General features: G+C 66.5%; 17 protein-coding genes. 9 read left to right on the plus strand and 8 right to left on the minus strand.

The annotated features are described in order from the left end of the window. Positions 1 to 63: 63 nt before the first annotated feature. The 6 genes from AC6LJ2_RS05260 to AC6LJ2_RS05285 form a co-directional block, all read right to left on the minus strand. Positions 64 to 2,001, minus strand: coding sequence for a bifunctional metallophosphatase/5'-nucleotidase (locus AC6LJ2_RS05260; RefSeq protein ID WP_498150965.1), 1,938 nt, complete (start codon positions 1,999 to 2,001; stop codon positions 64 to 66). A gap of 165 nt (positions 2,002 to 2,166) precedes the next feature. Continuing rightward, a complete protein-coding gene (locus tag AC6LJ2_RS05265) occupies positions 2,167 to 3,276 on the minus strand; it encodes an S-(hydroxymethyl)glutathione dehydrogenase/class III alcohol dehydrogenase (RefSeq protein WP_008164710.1) in 1,110 nt (369 codons plus the stop codon). 28 nt (positions 3,277 to 3,304) lie between these two features. Continuing rightward, positions 3,305 to 3,595, minus strand: a complete 291-nt coding sequence (locus tag AC6LJ2_RS05270; RefSeq protein ID WP_025139862.1) for a metal/formaldehyde-sensitive transcriptional repressor — start codon at positions 3,593 to 3,595, stop codon at positions 3,305 to 3,307. A gap of 65 nt (positions 3,596 to 3,660) precedes the next feature. Beyond that, a complete protein-coding gene (rhmD, locus tag AC6LJ2_RS05275; RefSeq protein ID WP_498150966.1) occupies positions 3,661 to 4,848 on the minus strand; it encodes an L-rhamnonate dehydratase in 1,188 nt (395 codons plus the stop codon). Between the two features lie 30 nt (positions 4,849 to 4,878). Then, entirely contained in the window at positions 4,879 to 6,195 is a 1,317-nt protein-coding gene (locus tag AC6LJ2_RS05280; RefSeq protein ID WP_263912871.1) for an MFS transporter, read from the minus strand. Between the two features lie 71 nt (positions 6,196 to 6,266). Next, complete coding sequence (locus tag AC6LJ2_RS05285) at positions 6,267 to 7,019, minus strand: SDR family NAD(P)-dependent oxidoreductase (protein WP_498150967.1); 753 nt, start codon at positions 7,017 to 7,019, stop codon at positions 6,267 to 6,269. A 172-nt stretch (positions 7,020 to 7,191) separates the two neighbouring features. Here AC6LJ2_RS05285 and AC6LJ2_RS05290 point away from each other — a divergent pair, with 172 nt between their 5' ends. The 7 genes from AC6LJ2_RS05290 to hutI all read left to right on the plus strand — a co-directional run bounded on the left by AC6LJ2_RS05290 (position 7,192) and on the right by hutI (position 15,698). Next, positions 7,192 to 8,121: a LysR substrate-binding domain-containing protein gene (locus tag AC6LJ2_RS05290; RefSeq protein WP_263912873.1), complete on the plus strand. Its 930-nt coding sequence runs from the start codon at positions 7,192 to 7,194 to the stop codon at positions 8,119 to 8,121. Between the two features lie 93 nt (positions 8,122 to 8,214). Next, positions 8,215 to 8,958: a histidine utilization transcriptional repressor HutC gene (gene hutC, locus AC6LJ2_RS05295; protein WP_263912874.1), complete on the plus strand. Its 744-nt coding sequence runs from the start codon at positions 8,215 to 8,217 to the stop codon at positions 8,956 to 8,958. Then, positions 8,955 to 9,554, plus strand: coding sequence for a HutD/Ves family protein (locus tag AC6LJ2_RS05300; RefSeq protein ID WP_263912875.1), 600 nt, complete (start codon positions 8,955 to 8,957; stop codon positions 9,552 to 9,554). The genes hutC and AC6LJ2_RS05300 overlap by 4 nt, the downstream gene beginning before the upstream one ends. A gap of 183 nt (positions 9,555 to 9,737) precedes the next feature. After that, on the plus strand, positions 9,738 to 11,429 hold the full coding sequence (gene hutU, locus AC6LJ2_RS05305; protein ID WP_498150968.1) for a urocanate hydratase: 1,692 nt from the start codon (positions 9,738 to 9,740) through the stop codon (positions 11,427 to 11,429). Between the two features lie 56 nt (positions 11,430 to 11,485). After that, positions 11,486 to 12,910 (plus strand): purine-cytosine permease family protein, encoded by a 1,425-nt coding sequence (locus AC6LJ2_RS05310; RefSeq protein ID WP_498150969.1) that lies wholly within the window; start codon positions 11,486 to 11,488, stop codon positions 12,908 to 12,910. A 28-nt stretch (positions 12,911 to 12,938) separates the two neighbouring features. Beyond that, positions 12,939 to 14,468: a histidine ammonia-lyase gene (hutH, locus tag AC6LJ2_RS05315; protein ID WP_263912878.1), complete on the plus strand. Its 1,530-nt coding sequence runs from the start codon at positions 12,939 to 12,941 to the stop codon at positions 14,466 to 14,468. 12 nt (positions 14,469 to 14,480) lie between these two features. Further along, complete coding sequence (gene hutI / locus AC6LJ2_RS05320) at positions 14,481 to 15,698, plus strand: imidazolonepropionase (protein WP_445657992.1); 1,218 nt, start codon at positions 14,481 to 14,483, stop codon at positions 15,696 to 15,698. A gap of 53 nt (positions 15,699 to 15,751) precedes the next feature. Here hutI and AC6LJ2_RS05325 read toward each other — a convergent pair whose 3' ends face one another. Continuing rightward, a complete protein-coding gene (locus AC6LJ2_RS05325) occupies positions 15,752 to 17,374 on the minus strand; it encodes a methyl-accepting chemotaxis protein (protein ID WP_498150970.1) in 1,623 nt (540 codons plus the stop codon). Positions 17,375 to 17,515: 141 nt separating this feature from the next. Beyond that, complete coding sequence (locus AC6LJ2_RS05330; RefSeq protein ID WP_445657994.1) at positions 17,516 to 18,925, minus strand: MFS transporter; 1,410 nt, start codon at positions 18,923 to 18,925, stop codon at positions 17,516 to 17,518. Between the two features lie 483 nt (positions 18,926 to 19,408). Here AC6LJ2_RS05330 and AC6LJ2_RS05335 point away from each other — a divergent pair, with 483 nt between their 5' ends. Beyond that, positions 19,409 to 19,918 (plus strand): Csu type fimbrial protein, encoded by a 510-nt coding sequence (locus AC6LJ2_RS05335; protein WP_263912882.1) that lies wholly within the window; start codon positions 19,409 to 19,411, stop codon positions 19,916 to 19,918. 41 nt (positions 19,919 to 19,959) lie between these two features. After that, positions 19,960 to 20,673, plus strand: coding sequence for a fimbrial biogenesis chaperone (locus tag AC6LJ2_RS05340; RefSeq protein WP_498150971.1), 714 nt, complete (start codon positions 19,960 to 19,962; stop codon positions 20,671 to 20,673). Positions 20,674 to 20,686 lie beyond the last annotated feature (13 nt).

The following is a 20,686-nucleotide window of genomic DNA, read 5'->3' on the forward strand; positions in this document are numbered from 1 at the left end:
GGCCTGGCAGGCAGGCCCGCGCACGCGGCACAGGTATATCACGGCCTGGGCGGGGCTGTCCGCCTATTCGCTGTACGTCTTCGTGCTGTACAGGCTGATCGGCAACAGGTTCAGCACCGGCAGGCCGGACACGGGGTCCTTGGCCTGCTTGTCGATGTAGGCCTGCAGCACGTCGGCATCCAGCACGCCGATGTCCTGGCGCCGCGCTGCGGGCACGTTGGCCAGCGTCTTGTAGCCGTCGCCGCCGGTGGCATTGAAGCTCAGCACGAACAGCTTGTAGGTGCGGGTCAGGTCCAGTGGCAGCCAGTTGCCGCTGGCGTTGTCGTGCACTTCGATATTGGACACCCGGCTGCCTTGGGCCAGCGCCGCGTTCACGTCCCAGCGCAGGCCCCCCGCGTAGGGATACGGACCGGTGGAACCGCCCGGACCGTAGACGGCCTGCATGCCGTCTTCCAGCATGCTCTTGACCTCGGCGCCGGTGACGTCCAGGCGCCACAGCATGTTGCCGAACGGCACCACCTCGATCACGTTGGCGGCCGTCACGTTGCCCAGCAGCGGCACGCGCACGCCACCGCCGCTTTGCAGCGAGATGTCGGCGCCGCCATAGCTGGCGTTGGCCACCTCCAGGTAGGCTTGCGCCACCAGCTGCTGGATGTCGCCGCCGTGCAGGTTGACGTTGCCCAGTGTGTTGCAGGCCACGCTGGAGCGGTTGTAGTCGCGCGAACCCGGGCCGCCCGGTACGCGGCGCGAGCACAGCTCCTGCGGTACCGAAGCGACCAGGCTGGCGCTGAAGGCATCGACCTTGGCCTTGAAGGGTTGCAGCACCGAGGTCGCCTGGGCGTCGGGCGCCTGCACGCGCAGGAAGCCGCTGGCAGCCACGTCGGCCAGGATGGCGGTCTTGTCTGCCGCCGCAGGCGTCGCGCCGCCGATGGTGAACGCATCGCCCACCAGCACGTGCGGGGTGCCGGCGCAGGCCGTCACGTCGCCGTTTTCATCGAAGCTGACCTTCAGCTCGCCCACCACCTGCGAGTATTCCCAGGCCTGCACCAGGCAGACGGGCTTGCCGTCCTTGTTGCGCAGTTCGGTCGGGTAGGCACCCGCGGGCGAGCCGACGCCGTAGGTCGACAGTGCAGCCGGGCCCAGCAGCGTGTGCGAATCGCCGCCCACCACCACGTCCACGCCGCTCAGCTTGGGAATGATCTGCTTGTCGTAGTCATAGCCGATGTGGCTCATCACCACGATCTTGTTCACGCCCTGGGCGCGCAGCGCATCGATCTGCTGTTGCGCTGCGGCGGTTTCGTCCGAGAACAGCGTGCCGGGGTCGGGGCTGGAGGACTGCTGCGTCTTGTTGGCGATGGTCAGGCCCACCAGGCCGATCGGCTGGCCATCGCGAGTCAGCGTGACGGACGGCTTGACCATGCCCGGCGCGCGCGACGGATTCAACGCAGAGTTGGCGCCGAACGTGACGTTGGCGCTCAGCACGGGGGTCTGGCAGGTGCCGGCATGCAGCAGCTCGATGAAGCGCTTCAGGCCGCTATCGCCCTTGTCGAATTCGTGGTTGCCCAGCGTCATGGCGTCAAAGCAGACCGTGTTCATCAGCGCGGCATCGGCCTCGCCGGGATCGCCCGCACGGTTGAAGTACAGCGTGCCGGTGGTGGCGTCGCCCGCGTGCAGTTTCAGCACGTTGGGCGATTTCGCGGCCAGTTCCTTGAAGGCCGCCGTCACCCGCGGAAAACCGCCCACGTCCGTGTTCACGGTCACGCGGGAACCCGCCGCATTCTTGAGCTTCAGGTCTTTCTTCTTGCTGTCCAGGTTGGAGTGATGATCGTTGATGTGCAGGATCGTCAGTTCCATCGGCCGGCTGGCCGCCGGGCCCGGCGTGGGCGCGGGGGCCGGCGTGGCCGGCGCATCGTCATCGTCGTCGCTGCCGCCGCAACCGGCCAACAACGCCATCATCAGGCTCAATGCTGCCGCGCCGGCAGTCCTCTTCCACGTCGTCATGCGTGCATCCCTCTTGTTCTACGAGGGCGCATGGTCGCGGGCCAAGATTACGTGAAGATGAATGACAGCACTGTCATGGGCCGTGGCGGCGATGTCTTGCGTTGGTCACACAAACAGAAAGGCCCGGCGCAATCGCACCGGGCCTGTCGTGGTGCGGCAGGCGGATCAGTAGTGGATCACGGTGCGGATCGACTTGCCTTCATGCATCAGGTCGAATGCTTCGTTGATGCGGTCCAGCGGCAGCGTGTGCGTCACGAACGGGTCCAGGTCGATCTTGCCGCTCATCGCGTCTTCGACCATGCCCGGCAGCTGCGTGCGGCCCTTGACGCCGCCGAAGGCCGAGCCGCGCCACACACGGCCGGTGACCAGCTGGAACGGGCGGGTGCTGATTTCCTGGCCGGCGCCGGCCACGCCGATGATGATGCTTTCGCCCCAGCCCTTGTGGCAGCATTCCAGCGCGGCGCGCATCACGTGCACGTTGCCGATGCACTCGAACGAGAAGTCCACGCCGCCATCGGTCAGTTCGACGATGACTTCCTGGATGGGCTTGTCGTAGTCCTTGGGGTTGATGCAGTCGGTGGCGCCCATGGCGCTGGCCAGCACGAACTTGTTCGGGTTGGTGTCCACCGCGATGATGCGGCCGGCCTTGGCCTGCACCGCGCCCTGGATCACCGCCAGGCCGATGCCGCCCAGGCCGAACACGGCAACGGTATCGCCTTCCTTGACCTTGGCGGTGTTGTGCACCGCGCCCAGGCCGGTCGTGACGCCGCAGCCCAGCAGGCAGACCTTTTCGTGCGGGGCCGCCGGGTTGATCTTGGCCAGCGAGATCTCGTTGACCACGGTGTATTCGCTGAACGTCGAGCAGCCCATGTAGTGGTACAGCGGCTTGCCCTCGTAGCTGAAGCGCGAGGTGCCGTCCGGCATGACGCCCTTGCCCTGCGTGGCGCGCACCTTCTGGCACAGGTTGGTCTTGCCCGACAGGCAGAACTTGCACTCGCGGCACTCGGCCGTGTAGAGCGGAATGACGTGGTCGCCCGGCTTGAGCGACGTGACGCCCTCGCCCACTTCGACCACCACGCCGGCGCCTTCGTGGCCCAGCACGGCCGGGAACAGGCCTTCGGGGTCGTCACCGCTGAGGGTGAACGCATCCGTGTGACAGACGCCGGTGTGGGTGATCTGCACCAGCACCTCGCCGCGCTGCGGCGGCGCGACGTCGATTTCAACGATTTCCAGCGGCTTGCCGGGTCCGAATGCGACTGCTGCGCGTGATTTCATAAGCTTTGCTCCACGAGGTCGGGTGGCGTTATTTCAAATAGGAACGGACGATGCGCATGACCTGATCGATCTCCGCTTCGGGTTCGAGCGTCGCGCCGGGTCGTCCGCCCTGGGCGGATTGCAGGAAGGTTTCCCGAAGATGGCTTTCAAGCACTTCGGCCATCAAGCCCGTGGCCGCGCCGCGCAGGGCGGCCAGCTGCTGCAGCAGTGCGCCGCATTCCGTGCCTTCGTTGACGGCGCGCTCAAGCGCCAGCGCCTGGCCCTGGATACGGCGCAGGCGCGTGGTGACGCGCTTCTTTTCAGCGGGGGAATGGGGCACGGCGGGCTCCGGTCGATACAGGGGGGGAGTATACGAAACCGGAGCGTCCGCGTCCAGCGCGGACCTTAGTGGGTGTAGGGCCGCAGCAATTCGCAGGCGGGGTTGAGCCTGACCCCGAATCCAGGCGCATCCAGCGCCGAGGCTTTCATGCGGCCATTGACCGGCACGGGTTCATCCAGCAGTTGCGGGTGGAACATGGGCACGACGCGGTCGGCTTCTGGCGCCATCATCAGGAACTCGGTGAACGGGCTGTTGTGCCGGGTGATGACGAAGTGATAGCTGTAGACCGACGAGCCGTGGGGCACCACCAGCTTGCCGTGGGCATCGGCCAGCGCCGCGATCTTGATGAGCTCGGTGATGCCGCCGCACCAGCCCACGTCCGGCTGCACCAGGTCGCAGCACTCCATTTCCAGCAGCATGCGAAAGCCCCAGCGGGTGGCTTCATGTTCACCGGTGCTGACCATCAGCCCGCGCGGCACGTTGCGCCGCAGCTCGGCGTAGCCCCAATAGTCGTCCGGCGGCAAGGCTTCTTCAATCCATTTCAGGCCGAAGTCGCGATAGGCGGCGGTGGCCAGGCGCGTGGCGTATTCCACGTCCAGGCTCATCCAGCAGTCGTACATCAGCCAGAAGTCGTCGCCGACCCGCCCGCGCATGTCGGCCAGCAGGTCCAGGTTCTTGCGCAGGCCCTCGTCGCGCTCGGCCGGGCCGTGGTGCAGCGGCAGCTTGCCGCCGATGAAGCCCATGTCCTTGGCCAGGTCGGGCCGCGCGCCGGTGGCGTAGAACACCAGTTCGTCGCGCACCGGGCCGCCCAGCAATGCATGCACGGGTTCCTGGCGCACCTTGGCCAGCAGGTCCCATAGCGCCAGGTCGACGCCGGAAATGGTGTTCAGCACCAGCCCCTTGCGGCCATAGAAGAGCGTGGCGTTGTACATCTGGTCCCAGATCTTCTCGATATCCGTGACGCGAGCGCCTTCGATGAAGCGGGCCAGGTGCTTTTCGACGATCCAGCAGGCCGGTTCGCCGCCGGTGGTGACGGCAAAACCGATGGTGCCGTCGCTGGCTTCGATTTCCACTACCAGGGTGCCCAATACGTTCAGGCCGAAGCGCTTGCGGCTTTGCCGGTATTCCGGGTATTTCGCCATGGGGGTGCTGATGTGGTCGTCGATCCAGTGGCCTTCGCCCTGGTCGTGGTAATCGGCACCGCCGCCGCGTACGGTGTAGGCGCGGACGTGTTTGATGGTCGGCATCGGCATGGGAAGGGTTTGCTCCAGTCAGGTCAGGGATCAGGGTGCGCTGACGGACGGCTTGGTCCGTGGCGTGGGGCCGCGCTTGCGCAGCGCATGGAACAGCAGGGCGCCGATGACCGTGGTGCCGGCCAGCAGGTTCAGCCCGGCGCTGGGCGAGGCGAATGCGCGCTCGGCCCAGGTCTTCAGGTTGGGCGCCACGAAGCCGCCCAGGGAACCCAGCGAATTGATCAACGCAATGCCGCTGGCGGCGGCCGCGCCGCTCAGGTAGCCGGTCGGAAATGACCAGAACAGGGGTTGCACGGCAATGAAACCGGCCGCGGCCAGGCACAACGCCACCATCGCCAGCAGCGGCGACGCAGTATTGACCGATACCGCGATGCCCAGCGCGCAGACCAGCATCGTGGTGAGCGCAAGGCCCGCATGGTTACCGTGGCGTTCGGCGTGGCGTGGCAGATAGTAGGTGGCCGCCAGTGCGCACAGCCACGGAATGGCGGTGACCAGTCCGACCTGCAAGCCCACGCTCTTGCCAAGCAACGCCGCTACCTGGGTGGGCAGATAGAACACGACGCCGTAGACGCTGACCTGGATCAGGAAGTAGATCAGCGACAGGAACAGCACCCGGCCGTTGGCCAGCGCACGCAGCGCCGTGCCGGGGCCATGCGCGGCCTTGTGCGCATCTTCCCGTTCGATGGCCTCGGTCAGCAATCGGCGTTCTTCGACCGTCAACCATTTGGCGTCGCGCGGCGCGTTGTCCAGGTACCACCAGGCCCAGATGCCCACGGCCGAGGCCATCAGACCTTCGACCAGGAACAGCCATTCCCAGCCACGCAGCCCGAAGGCGCCGTGCATGTCCAGCAGCAGGCCGGACAAGGGGCTGCCGAAGATGAACGCCAGCGGCGCCCCGAAATAGAACATGCCCAGCACCCGGGTGCGGGCGCCGGACGGAAACCACTTGGTCAGGTAGTAGATGACGCCGGGGAAGAAACCCGCTTCGGCCACGCCCAGCAGGAAGCGCAGCGTGTAGAAGGCGGTCTCGGTGGTGGCGAACATCATGCCCGCCGACACCAGGCCCCAAGTCACCATGATGCGGCACATCCAGGCGCGGGCGCCCACCCGGTGCATGATCATGTTGCTGGGCACTTCGAACAGCGCATAGCCGATGAAGAACACGCCAGCGCCGAACGCGAACATGGCGTCCGACAGCCCGGTGTCCAGCTGGAAGGCCTTCTTGGCAAAGCCGATGTTGGCGCGGTCCAGGAAGGCCAGCACATACATCAGCAACAGGAATGGGACCAGCCGGCGGATGGCGCGGGCCGTAGCGCGCGCCAGCGCGGCGTCCTGGGTGGGGGTCATGGTGTCGTCTCCTCGTTATGTTTTATGCCGAGGCCCTGTCAGGCAGGGCCTCGGAGACTGCTCGGACGCGCTCAATACGTGGCGCGCCCGCCCGATAGGTCGAACACCGCGCCGGTGCTGAACGTGCAGTCCTCGGAGCTGAGCCAGCCGATCATCGCGGCGGCTTCGTCCACCTGCAGGAATCGGCCCATCGGAATCTTGGACAGCATGAAATCGATGTGCTCGGGTTTCATCGAGTCGAAGATAGGCGTCTTGGCTGCGGCCGGCGTCACCGCGTTGACCAGCACACCGGTCTGCGCCAGTTCCTTGCCCAGCGATTTGGTCAGCCCGATCAGCCCGGCCTTGGATGCGCTGTAGTGCGAAGCGTTGGGGTTGCCGTCCTTGCCCGCGATGGATGCGATGTTGACGATACGGCCATAGCCGCGCGCAATCATGTGGGGCACGACCGCGCGGCAGGTCAGGTACGAGCCCACCAGGTTCACCTCGATGACGCGGCGCCACATATCCATGGGCAATTCCCACAGCGTGCCGTTGCCGCCGGTGATGCCGGCGCTGTTGACCAGAATGTCGATCTGGCCGTGCGTTCGAAGCGTGGCCGCGGTCGCAGCGTCGACGTAGGCGCCGGCCGTCAGTTCGACGTCGGCGATGCTGACGTTGCCCAGCGGGGCCAGCGCCTCGCGGGCAGTACCCAGGGCCGCTGCATTGACATCCCACAGCGCCACCTGGGCGCCGGATCGCAGCATGCGTTCGGCAACGGCGTAGCCGATACCTTGTGCGCCGCCGGTGATTACCGCGACGCGTCCGTTGAGGTCCAGCTGGTTCATGCGGCGGCTCCGAGGCAGGCGGTGGCGGGCGCTTGGCCGGGGATGAATGGCGTCATGTTGTCTCCATGTTCCAAGGGTTTCGTGTCCGTTGAACTGTAGGAGGGCCGGCTATATCATTCCAATCAATTATTCAGACCAAGACATTCCGTTTTGGAATCGCTCGGAGCGACCTATGGCCCTGGCCCCGCGGCTGGTGAATCGACTCAGGCTCAAGCATTGGGCACTGCTCAGCGCGCTGGACGAAGCGGGTACCCTGAACCAGGCGGCGGCGCAGATCAGCGTCACGCAGCCGTCCGCCACCAAGATGCTGGCGGATATCGAACAAGCGTTCGGCTTTGCCTTGTTTGAACGGCATGCGCGCGGCATGGCGGTCACCCCATTGGGTCAGGAGGTGGTGACCTATGCGCGCCAGACACAGGCTGGCCTGGAACGCTTCCTGGAAGATCTGGACGCCAAGCGCCGTGGCGGCCACGGTCACCTGGTATTCGGCGCCATCATGGGGGCCGCGCCCGACCTGGTGGCGCGCGCCGTGGCCGACATCAAGCGCGAACGGCCACGGCTGAACATCCGCATCCTGGGCGAAACCAGCGACCAGATCGGCCTGCTGCTCGACCGTCACGAAATCGAGCTGGCGGTTGGACGCTATACGGGCCCGCTCGACCACAACCGCTTCGATTTCCAGCCGCTGGCGGACGAGCCTTTGCGGGTATTTGTGCGCAATGGCCATCCGCTGGCGCGTAAGCGCCGACTCACCTGGGACGAACTGGTGCGCTGGCCCTGGGTGCTGCAAATGCTGTCCAGTCCCGCGCGGGTGCTGCTCGAAGGCGAGTTCGCGAGGGCGGGCGTGGCAGGTCCTGACGATGCCATCGAATGCTCGTCCATCTTCGCCACATTGCAGCTGGTGCAGTCCAGCGACGCCATCGCGATGCTGCCCGAATCGGTGCTGCGCGACCATGTGGGCGCCGGCCTGTTGACTGCATTGAACCTGGAAGTGGGCAAGGATCTGAAGGCCTTCGGCGTGCTGACGCGCAAAGGCGAGACCTTGTCAGACACCGCGGCGGCATTTGTCAGTCATTTGCGGCGCAACGCAGGGGCCGCTTGAACGCGGATGCGCGGCGCAGGCCGCCTTGTCTGTACATGTCTATCACCCCCCTATAATCCGCTTTCGACCAACGGCACGACACAGGACCTTTCCGTGGCTTCTTCCCCGCCCCGCCTGCCGGCCCAGGCCACCGCCCCGCCGGCTCCGCTTTACGCCCATCTCAAGCAGATGATCGCCCAGCAGATTCGCAGCGGCGCCTGGCCCGCGCATTACCGCGTGCCGTCGGAAAGCGAACTGGTGCAGGAATTGGGCTATTCGCGCATGACCGTCAACCGCGCGCTGCGCGAACTGACGGCCGAAGGCCTGCTGGTGCGCATGCAAGGCGTGGGCACGTTCGTGGCGCAGCCCAAGACGCGTTCGGCGCTGTTCGCCGTCAACAATATTGCGGATGAAATTGCGGCCCGCGGCCACCGGCACCATAGCCGCGTGGTGCGGCTGGTCGAAGAGCCCGCGGGCGGCGAGCAGGCCTCGGCGCTGGATATCCGCGAAGGCCAGCCGGTTTTCCATTCCATCATCGTGCACTTCGAAGACGATGTGCCGATCCAGCTGGAAGACCGCTACGTCAACGTGCGGCTGGCGCCAGACTATCTGCATCAAGATTTCACGCAGCACACGCCCTATGAGTACCTGACCCGCGTCGCCCCGCTGACCGAAGGCGAGCACGTGGTCGAGGCCATCGTCGCCAAACCGCGCGAATGCCAGCTGCTGCAGATCGACCGCACCGAGCCTTGCCTGCTGATCCGCCGGCGCACCTGGTCGGGTGAACGCGTGGTGACGCTGGCCCGTTTGATCCACCCTGGCTCGCGTCACCGTCTTGAAGGAAAGTTTTCCACATGAAGCCTCTCGATGCGCGCCTGTACCGGGCGCAGGACTATCCCCGCATGCCGTGGCGCAATGGCGGTGGCATCACGCAGGAAGTGGCGTGCAACCCGGGCGGCAGCAGCGCGGCATTCGACTGGCGGCTGTCCATCGCCGAAGTGGCGCAGGACGGCGGATTCTCGGTGTTCAGCGGCTTGCAGCGCATCATCACCGTGCTCGAAGGCGCGGGTATCGCCCTGACGGTGGACGGCCAGGCGCAGGCGCCGCTGGGGCCGCGGCAGGCCTACGCGTTTTCGGGCGATGCGGCGGTGGACTGCCGGCTGGTCAACGGCCCCATCCGCGATTTCAACCTGATCTATTCGCCGGCCCGCTATCACGCGCGCTTGCAGTGGATCGGCGGGGCACGGCATTGGACGTTCCATAGCGCGGCCAGTACGGTGCTGTTGTTGAATGCCGGCTCGGACCTGAGCCTGTGGTGCGACGGCCAGCCCTTGCAGGCGCCCTCGCGGTACGACTGCCTGCATATCGAGGGACCGGACGGCTTGGCCGAATATCGGCTGGAATCCGAAGGCATGCTCGATGCTTGCCTGATCGAATTGGTGCCGCGCGCGTAAGCCGGGTGCTGCGAGGCGGCGCGGGGCGGATGCCCCGGCGCCCGTGGCGGGGCATCGGTCTCATCGACATCGCCTTACGGGAAATCCCTGACCTGCAAACCCGTTCGTCTCACTTGTATATACAAGCATAGGCGTCCTATGATTTCTGCAACGGCTGCGCGGCAAGGCGTGGCGCCTGCGATCATGGAGACGACCTTGGAAAAATCGAACCGATACCGCGATGTTGAGATCCGCGCGCCGCGCGGCACTGCGTTGACCGCCAAGAGCTGGTTGACCGAAGCGCCGCTGCGCATGCTGATGAACAACCTCGATCCGGACGTGGCCGAGAACCCGAAGGAACTGGTCGTCTATGGCGGCATCGGCCGCGCCGTGCGCGACTGGGACTGCTACGACAGGATGGTCGAGGTCCTGACCCGGCTGAACGACGACGAGACGCTGCTGGTGCAGTCGGGCAAGCCGGTGGGCGTGTTCAAGACGCACGCCAATGCGCCGCGCGTGCTGATCGCCAATTCCAACCTGGTGCCGCACTGGGCCACCTGGGAACACTTCAACGAACTGGATGCCAAGGGCCTGGCGATGTACGGCCAGATGACGGCCGGCAGCTGGATCTACATCGGCAGCCAGGGCATCGTGCAAGGCACCTACGAGACCTTCGTGGAAGCCGGCCGCCAGCACTACGGCGGTGACCTGACGGGCCGCTGGGTGCTGACCGCCGGCCTGGGCGGCATGGGCGGCGCCCAGCCGCTGGCCGCGACCCTGGCCGGCGCTTGCTCGCTGACCGTGGAATGCCAGCAAAGCCGCATCGATTTCCGCTTGCGCACCCGCTACGTCGACGAGCAGGCCGCCGACCTGGATGACGCATTGGCCCGCATCGCCCGGTACACGCAGGCCGGCCGCGCGATCTCGATCGCGCTGTGCGGCAATGCGGCCGAGGTGCTGCCCGAACTGGTGCGCCGCGGCGTGCGCCCGGACATGGTGACCGACCAGACCAGCGCGCACGACCCGTTGAACGGCTATCTGCCCGCCGGCTGGACCTGGGACGCGTATCGTGCGCGCGCCCAGCGCGAGCCTGCGGCGGTGGTGAAGGCGGCCAGGCAATCCATGGCCGCGCACGTCAAGGCCATGCTGGCCTTCCAGCAGCAGGGCGTGCCGACCTTCGACTACGGCAACAACATCCGCCAGATGGCCAAGGAAGAAGGCGTGGCCAATGCGTTTGATTTTCCCGGCTTCGTGCCGGCGTATATCCGACCGCTGTTCTGCCGCGGCGTGGGGCCGTTCCGCTGGGCGGCGCTGTCCGGCGATCCGCAGGACATCTACAAGACCGATGCCAAGGTCAAGGAACTGATCCCCGACGACGCACATCTGCACAACTGGTTGAACATGGCACGCGAACGCATCAACTTCCAGGGGCTGCCCGCACGTATCTGCTGGGTGGGCCTGGGGCAGCGCGCCAAGCTGGGCCTGGCCTTCAATGAAATGGTGCGCAGCGGCGAATTGTCGGCGCCCGTGGTGATCGGCCGCGACCACCTGGATTCCGGCTCGGTCGCCAGCCCCAACCGCGAAACCGAAGCCATGCGCGACGGCTCCGATGCGGTGTCCGACTGGCCGTTGTTGAACGCCCTGCTGAACACGGCCGGCGGCGCCACCTGGGTGTCGCTGCACCATGGCGGCGGCGTGGGCATGGGCTACTCACAGCATGCCGGCATGGTGATCGTGTGCGACGGCACCGCCGCCGCCGCCGAGCGCATCGCGCGGGTGCTGACCAACGACCCGGCCACCGGCGTGATGCGCCATGCCGACGCCGGCTACGAAGACGCCATCGACTGCGCCCGCGAGCAAGGTTTGAATCTGCCGATGATCAACACCAGCCGTTGATCCACGGCCAGGCCAAATGAAAAAAGGCGCCGGCCGGCGCCCGCAAGGAGAATCGCATGGAGCAGGCAAGCGCCGCATCGAAAGGCGCGCTGATCGAGCAACGTTCGATCGACTTCATTCCGGAAACCGAGCGCCATGGCAGGCTGTACAGCCAGTTCACGCTCTGGATGGGTGCCAACCTGCAGATCACCGCCATCGTCACCGGCGCCCTGGCGGTGGTGCTGGGCGGTGATGTGTTCTGGTCCCTGATCGGCCTGTTCATCGGCCAGGTGTTCGGCGGCGCGGTCATGGCGCTGCACGCGGCGCAAGGGCCCAAGCTGGGCCTGCCGCAGATGATCTCCAGCCGGGTGCAGTTCGGCGTCTATGGCGCGGCGATTCCGATCGTGCTGGTATGCCTGATGTACCTGGGCTTCACGGCCACCGGCACGGTGTTGTCCGGTCAGGCCATCGGCCAGCTGCTGGGCGTGAGCGACAGCGCCGGCATCCTGGTGTTTGCCAGCGTGATCGTACTGGTGACGGTGTTTGGGTACCGCATGATCCACCTGATCGGGCGGGTCGCCAGCGTGCTGGGACTGATCGCCTTCGTGTATCTGTTCAGCCGGGTGATCGCGCTGGGCGATGTCGGGCAGTTGCTGCAGATTCGCCATTTCAGCTGGACGTCGTTCTTGCTGGCCGTATCGCTGGCGGCATCCTGGCAGATCGCCTACGGCCCGTATGTGGCGGACTATTCGCGTTACCTGCCCAGCCGCACGTCGTCGTTCAAGACTTTCCTGGCGGTGGGCCTGGGCTCGGTGCTGGGCGCGCAGATCGCCATGGTGCTGGGGGTGCTGGCCGCCGCGATGGCGGCCGGTCAGTTCGCTGGCCGCGAGGTGGCGTACATCGTCGGCCTGGGCGGCACGGGCACGATGGCGGCGCTGCTGTATTTCAGCATCGCCTTTGGCAAGGTGACGATCTCGACGCTCAATTCCTACGGCAGCTTCATGTGCATCGCCACCATCATCAGCGGCTTTCGCGGCCATGTCGATATCACCCGGCGCCAACGGCTCTGCTTCGTGCTGGTGATCGTGGGCGCGGCGACCTGCGTGGCGCTGGTCGGCCAGCATTCGTTCCTGAACGCGTTCAAGTCGTTCATCCTGTTCCTGCTGGCGTTCTTCACGCCCTGGAGCGCCGTCAACCTGGTGGACTATTACTTCGTCAACCACGGTCGCTACGACGTTGCCGCGTTGGCGGACCCCGACGGCCGCTATGGCCGCTGGAACTGGCCCGGTATCCTGGTATATGTGTTCGGCGTGCTGGTGCAGATGCCCTTCATCTCGACCAAGCTCTACACCGGCCCGCTGGTTGCGCACCTGGGTGGCGTCGATATTTCCTGGATCATCGGGCTGATCGTGCCCGGCATCCTGTATTACCTGTTTGCCCGCCGAGACCCGCTGCCCGCGACCATGGCGTTTGCGGCCGGCGGCCGGCACGATATTGCATGACACGGACCCACCGTCCTGGAGAAAAACAATGGATCTGCACCTGAACCCCGGCCACCTGACCCTGGCGCAATTGCGCCAAGTGTACCAGCAGCCGGGCCGTGTGACGCTGGACCCGGCGGCCTACGGGCCGGTTGACGCCAGCGTCGCCTGCGTCGAACGCATCATCGCCGACGGCCGCACGGCCTACGGCATCAATACCGGCTTCGGCCTGCTCGCGTCCACCAAGATCGCGCGCGAAGACCTGCAGGCGTTGCAAAGCTCGCTGGTGCTGTCGCACGCGGCCGGCGTGGGCGAGCCGCTGGACGATGCGATGGTGCGACTCATCATGGTGCTCAAGATCAACAGCCTGGCTCGGGGCCGTTCGGGTATTCGACGCCAGGTCATCGACAGCCTGATTGCGCTGGTCAATGCCGGCGTCTATCCGCACATTCCGCTCAAGGGGTCCGTGGGGGCCTCGGGCGACCTGGCGCCGCTGGCGCATATGTCGCTGCTGCTGTTGGGCGAAAGCCGGGCGCGCCATCGCGGCGAATGGCTGCCGGCCAAAGAAGCCCTGGCGCGCGCCGGGCTCGAACCCCTGACGCTGGCCGCCAAGGAAGGGCTGGCGCTCTTGAACGGCACCCAGGTGTCCACGGCCTATGCGTTGCGCGGCCTGTTCGAGGCCGAAGACCTGCTGGCCGCCGGCCTGGTGTGTGGCAGCCTCAGCGTCGAAGCCATGCTGGGCTCGCGCGTGCCGTTCGATGCCCGCATCCACGAGGCGCGCGGCCAGATCGGCCAGATCGACGTGGCCGCCGTGTTCCGCGACCTGCTGACCGATGACAGCGAAGTGGGCCATTCGCACGTGGATTGCGACAAGGTGCAGGACCCCTATTCGCTGCGCTGCCAGCCGCAAGTGATGGGCGCCTGCCTGACCCAGATCCGCCATGTGGCGCAGGTGCTGCAGATCGAGGCCAACGCGGTGTCCGACAACCCGCTGGTGTTTGCCGAACAGGGCGACGTGCTGTCGGGCGGCAATTTCCACGCCGAACCGGTGGCGCTGGTGGCCGACAACCTGGCCTTGGCGCTGGCCGAGATCGGCGCCCTGTCGGAACGCCGCATTTCGCTGATGATGGACAAACACATGTCGCAGCTGCCGCCCTTCCTGGTCAGCAACGGCGGCGTGAATTCGGGCTTCATGATCGCCCAGGTGACTGCGGCCGCGCTGGCCAGCGACAACAAGGCGCTGGCGCACCCCGCCAGCGTCGACAGCCTGCCCACGTCGGCCAACCAGGAAGACCACGTATCGATGGCGCCGAACGCCGGCAAGCGGCTGTGGCCCATGGCCGAGAACGTGCGCGACATCCTGGCGATCGAGTGGTTGGGCGCCTGCCAGGGGCTGGATTTCCGCGCAGGGTTGAAGACCTCGCCCAAGCTGGAACGGGCCCGCGGGTTGCTGCGCGAGAAGGTGGCGCATTACGAGAAAGACCGCTTTTTCGCGCCCGACATCGAAGCGGCCAGCCAGTTGATCGGAGCCCGCCACTTGAACGCCCTGATGCCCCCGGGCCTGTTGCCCAGCCTTTGACGGAGCGCATCCATGAAACAGGTATGGCGCAACTGCCACGCCGCCACCATGGCCGATGGCCGCTATTCGACGATCGAGCGGGCCGCGCTGGTGACCGACGGTGCGCGCATCGCCTGGATCGGTCCCGACAACGCGTTGCCGCCTATCGATGCCGAGCACGAGCACGACCTGGGCGGCGCCTGGGTCACGCCCGGCCTGATCGACTGCCACACCCATCTGGTGTTCGGCGGCAACCGCAGCCAGGAGTTCGAGCAGCGGCTGCAAGGCGTGGACTACGCGGTGATTGCGGCGCAGGGCGGCGGCATCGCCAGCACGGTGCGCGCGACGCGCGAGGCCACCGAAGCGCAGCTGTATGCCAGCGCCCGCAAGCGCGCCCTGCACCTGCTGCGAGACGGCGTGACCACGCTGGAGGTCAAGTCAGGCTACGGGCTGGATCTGCCCAGCGAACGCAAGATGCTGCGGGTGGCGCGGCGCCTGGGCCAGACGTTGCCGCTGACGGTGCGGGCGACCTGCCTGGCTGCGCACGCGCTGCCTCCGGAATTCGCGGGCCGCGCCGACGACTACATCGATGAAGTCGCGCGCCGCATGCTGCCGGTGCTGGCGGCCGAAGGGCTGGTCGATGCGGTGGATGCCTTCTGCGAGCACCTGGCGTTTTCACCGGCGCAGGTCGAGCGTGTGTTCCAGGCTGCGGCCCACCTGGGCCTGCCAGTCAAGCTGCACGCCGAACAGCTATCGTCGTTGCACGGGGCCAGCCTGGCCGCGCGCTACGGCGCGCTGTCGGCGGACCACCTGGAATACCTGACCGAAGCCGACGTGCGGGCCATGGCTGCGGCCGGCACGGTGGCGGTGCTGCTGCCGGGCGCGTTCTACGCCTTGCGCGAAACCCAGCTGCCGCCCATTGAACTGCTGCGTCGCCATGGGGTGCCCATTGCGATTTCCAGCGACCTGAACCCGGGCACGTCGCCGGCCCTGTCGTTGCGGCTGATGTTGAGCATGGCGTGCACCCTGTTCCGCCTGACACCGGAAGAAGCGCTGGCCGGGGCCACCGTGCACGCGGCCCGCGCGCTGGGCCTGCAGGCCACGCATGGCGTATTGGCGGCGGACATGACGGCCGACTTCGTCGCCTGGGACATCTCGCACCCGGCCGAACTGGCCTACTGGATCGGCGGTGAGCTGCCCAAGCGGGTGGTGCGCCATGGCCAGCCAGTGTGTGTCACCACGCTGGAATAAGGCGCGGCGTCTTTTGCCCACAGGCGGGCCGTTCTGACGGCCCGCCTGGGCGTTCACGCCGATAACGCCAGGCGTTCCCGTGCCGGCGCGGCCAGGGTCTCGTGGGCGGCATCCGGGCCCGGCAGCCGGAAGGCGCTGACCGAACTCTGCAGGCGCTGGGCCTGTGATTCCAGCGACGCGGCGGCGGCGGCCGCCTGTTCGACCAGCGCGGCGTTCTGCTGGGTCACCTGGTCCATCTGCGTGACGGCGGTGTTGACCTGGTCGATACCGGTGACCTGTTCGCGCGACGCGGCCGCGATTTCGCCGACCAGCAGCGTCAGGCGCTCGATCGCGGCCTGGATTTCCTGCATCGTGCGCCCGGCGGTCTCGACCTGGACGGAGCCGGCCTGCACCGTCGCGCCCGACGCGCCGAGCAGCTGCTTGATTTCCTTGGCAGCGCTGGCGCTGCGCTGGGCCAGTGAACGCACTTCGCCCGCCACCACCGCGAAGCCCTTGCCTTGCTCACCGGCGCGGGCGGCTTCCACGGCCGCGTTCAGCGCCAGGATATTGGTCTGGAACGCGATGCCGTCGATCACGCCGACGATATCCTCGATGCGGCCGGAGTCCTGCGCGATCTCGCGCATGGTGGCCACGGCGCTTTGCACCGCCTCGCTGCCGCGAAGCGCCACCTGCGAGGCCTCGGCCGCCATGGCGTTGGCCTGGCGGGCGTTGTCGGCGTTGCTGGTCACGGTGGACAGCAGCTCTTCCATGCTGGCGGCGGTTTCTTCCAGCGATGCGGCTTGCTGCTCGGTGCGGCTGGACAGGTCCTGGTTGCCCGCGGCAATCTCGCTGGACCCGGTGTTGATCTCGGCCACGCCGTCGCGAACGGCGTGCACGGTGCGAACCAGGCTGGCCTGCATGTCTTGCAGATAGGGGATCAGTTGCCCCGCGCAGTTGCGGCCGAACGGCACGATGGGCACGGTCAGGTCGCCGCGGCTGATGTGCTGGAAATGCTGCTTGAGGTCGTCAAGCGGGCGCCGGACGAATGCCACGACGTAGCGGTCACCCAGAAACAGCAGCAACAGGCTCACGGCCAGTACCACCCCGATCCCGGTATAGGCCTGCTGGCGCTCGTGGGCGGCCGATTCGATCAGTGCGTCCTGGCGGTTCTTGGCATAGGTCTCGTAGTTCTCGATACTCTTGCCGAAGGCCCGGCTGGCGGCAACCACCGGTCCGCTGGCGTGGGCACGTGCCTTTTCGATGTCGTCCTGGGCCAGGAAATTGCGCTGCACTGCAATACCGCCATTGACCAGCGCATCGAAGCCGCCTTGCAGTGGTTCCAGGATGGACGCAGGCGTGTCCGCCTTGGCCGATTCCAGGAACAGGGCCTGGTGTTTGCGGGCCTCGTCCAGCGCGGCGTCGATGCCGCGTCCTTCTTCGGCTGCGGGGCCGGCCAGGCCGTCCCGCGCATATTCCAGCTGGCGGGCCAGCCGCAAGCGGGCCCGCATGATCTGGTCGTTGACTCGCGAAAGGGATGCGACTTCGTTCAGGAGATTGTTGCTGGCGGTGAGCGCCTCGCCGGCGCCACGCAATCCATGGACGCTGATGGCCGACTGGCCTGCCAGCAGAACACTGATCGTGAGCAAGGTGCACAGGATCATGCGGCGGATGGTGATGTCTTTCAGGAACTGTGTCATACGCGTCTTTCTAGGGTGTAGAGAGGGACTACACCCGGACAACGGCCCCGCCTGAACGATATTTAGCGCGTGTTGCACATCTTACGTATATGTCTGGCCCGATCTGGAATATATCGAAATCAACCGCAATAAATAGGGGTTTCAGCGCGTCGCCGCGGCTTGCGGGGGTTCCACCGCGCCGAAGCGCAACCGTGCAAAACTGGCCAGGCTGGCCAGCGCCGCGCACAGACCGCCCAGCCACAGCGACATGACGGCGCCGTGCGTGGTCGACACGTTGAAGCACGCGGCCACCAGCGCCGCGCCCGTGGCCTGGCCCAGCAAGCGCACCGTGCCGATCATGCCGCTGGCCCCGCCCGCCCGCGACGGCGGGGCCGACGTCATGATGGCGCGCAGGTTGGGCGACTGGAAAAAGCCGAAGCCTGCCCCGCACAGCGCCATGCGCCAGGAAATGTCCCAGGCCGAGGGCGCGGCCGGCAGCAAGGCCATCGACGCCATGCCCAAGGCCAGCAGCGCCAGGCCCACGCCGCCCAGCATGCCCGCCGGGTAGTGGTCGGACAGGCGCCCGGCGATGGGTGCCATGATGGCCACCACGACTGGCCACGGCGTGATCAGGAAGCCGGTGTGCACCTGCGTGTAGCCCAGCACGGTCTGGAACAGGAACGGCAGCGACACGAACGCCAGCGCTTGCGCCGCGAAGGCGCACACGGCGGTCGCGGCTGACAGCGCGAACAGCGGTCGGCGCAGCAGGTCCACCGCCAGGATGGGCGCCGGGTGGCCGGCCTGGCGACGCATCAGCAGCCACAGGCTGGCGGCGGCCAGGCCCCATTCCAGCGTGACGCGCGGCCAGGGCGCGCTGTGCGCCAGTTCGTTGGAGCCCAGCACGAACAAGCCCAGCGTCGTCGCGCACAGCGCAGCGGCCACGCCGTCAAAGCCGTGCGTGGACCGCGTGGTTTCGGGCAGGCCGCGCAGGCCCAGCACCATGGCGAGCAGGCCGATCGGCACGTTGATCAGGAACAGCCAGTGCCATGACCCCAGCAGCAGGATGGTGGACGCCGCGGTGGGGCCGGCGGCAAACGACAGGCCCACCACCATGGCGTTCAGGCCCATGCCGCGTCCCAGCACCGGCGCGGGATAGATGAAGCGCAGCAGGGCGGCGTTGACGCTCATGACGCCGGCCGCGCCCAGCCCTTGCAGGATGCGCGCCGCCACCAGCACCGGCAGCGACGGCGCCAGCCCGCACGCCAATGACGACAGCGTGAACACCACGATACCCACCATGTAGACGCGCCGATGCCCCAGGATCTCGCCCAGCGCCGCCGCCGGCAGCAGGCCCGCCACCATGGCCAACTGGTAGCCGCTGATGACCCAGATCGAGCCCGCATCGCTGGCTTGCAGGTCATGCGCGATGGTGGGCAGTGCCGTGTTGGCGATGGCAGTGTCCAGGCTGGCCATGCAGACGGCCAGCATGACGGCCAGCAGCGCGCCCAGGCGCTCGGACGCCGGCAGGCCCTGGCCCGCCGGATAGATGGTATTGCGTGAGAACGAGAACATGAGGAGCCGCGCGGCAAGGCGTCGGGGCCAGGCGGCGCCGACCGGAAGTGAGGGGGTGGTTGTGCGTTGATTCTAGTGCGACATGGCGATTCAACGCTTCGTCAGCCAGGGGGGACGGCCCTGACGACTGGAGGGGGATGCGGGCGCTGCGCCCGATAATGCGACCGGATGGTCACCCTTGGTGTGGGTCGAATAATCGGCCCGCATAATCGTGCGTGGCGGCAATCGGCGTCGAGTCGGCGGATTTTGTTACTAGCTGAAATTATCTAATTTGCTGATTTACAACAATTTATCCGATACTGCCCGAAGCCTGTTTTCATAGAGAAAACGCGTCGATTTGCCGAGATTTGTTAATCGGATCGGTTAGAAAGGGTAAATAGCGTCATTCAAAAATTAACTGAATCACGCCGCGCCGGTGTATCCGACGTACCATGTTTCCTATGCAAGTCTGATAGTGCAACAGTATTTCGTGGGGGTGATTTCATGAAACGCTTGTCTTTGTGCGCGACGACTCTGGCCTTGGCAACCGCAGGCGCTTTGCCGCTTTCGGCCCAGGCGCAAACCACCGCCAACATGGTGGTGACGCTGACCATCACGGCAAACTGCACCATCGCCGCGAATAATCTCAATTTCGGCAGCCACGGGGTGTTGAACACCGCGTTCAGCAATACCACCACGGTCAACGTGACCTGCACGAATACCACTCCCTATACCGTAGGGCTCAGCGCCGGCACGGGCACGGGGTCCACCCTGGCCAACCGGCTCATGAACGGCACGGCCACGGGCAACACGGCCTCCACCGTGGCTTATCAGCTGTATCAACCCGCACCCAACCAGACGGTGGTGTGGGGAGACACCGGCGCGGCGGACCGTGTCGGTGGCACCGGCAGCGGGGCATCCCAGGCGTTGACGGTCACCGGTACGGTGCCCGCGCAGGCGACTCCGGCGCCCGATACCTATTCGTCCACCGTCACCGCGACGGTGTATTTCTAGTGCGGCGCCCGATCGGAAATCACTCGGGCGCAAGCGGCGCGATGCATGGGCTGGCAGGCATTGTGCTGGCCGCCGGTTGCAGCCTTGGCGCCCTGCCCGCGCACGCCGCGACCTTGCAGATATCCCCCGTGCTGGTGGACCTGGCGCCGCAGCAGGCCGCCACCGGCATCATGCTGCGCAATCCGGGGACCGCGCCCATCTATGGCCAGGTGCGCGTGTATGCCTGGGACCAGGCGCAGGGCGATGATGTGCTCACGCCCACGACCGAGATCCAGGCCAGCCCACCCATCATCCAGGTGCCGTCCAAGGGCGAACAACTGGTGCGGCTGGTGCGCAGCGGCAACGATCTGGCGCCGCTGCAGAAAAGCTATCGCCTGGTGATCGACGAGATTCCGGACCCTTCCACGCCGCTGGTCAACGGCGTCGTGCTGCGCATGCGCTATTCGGTGCCGGTGTTCGTGGCGGGCGCCACGCCCGAGCCGACGCCCGAGCTGGCCTGGCGGGTGACGCGTGCGGGCAAGGAATGGATTCTGCGGCTGGACAACACCGGCACGCGCTACGCCCAGGTGGCGTCGCTGCAGATCGTGGGCGGCGCGGATGCACAGGTGGCGAAAGTGGATGGCCTGCTGGGCTACGCGTTGGCCCAGCGCCAGCGCGAATGGCGGATACCCGCCAGACACGGCGCGGCAGGGCCGCTGAAAATCAAGGCCCTGGTGAACGGCAGCGCCGTCACCGTGACGCCGCGAGTCGACTGACTGATTGCGCTGC

Source organism: Achromobacter sp. 1014246743 (genome assembly GCF_059760725.1).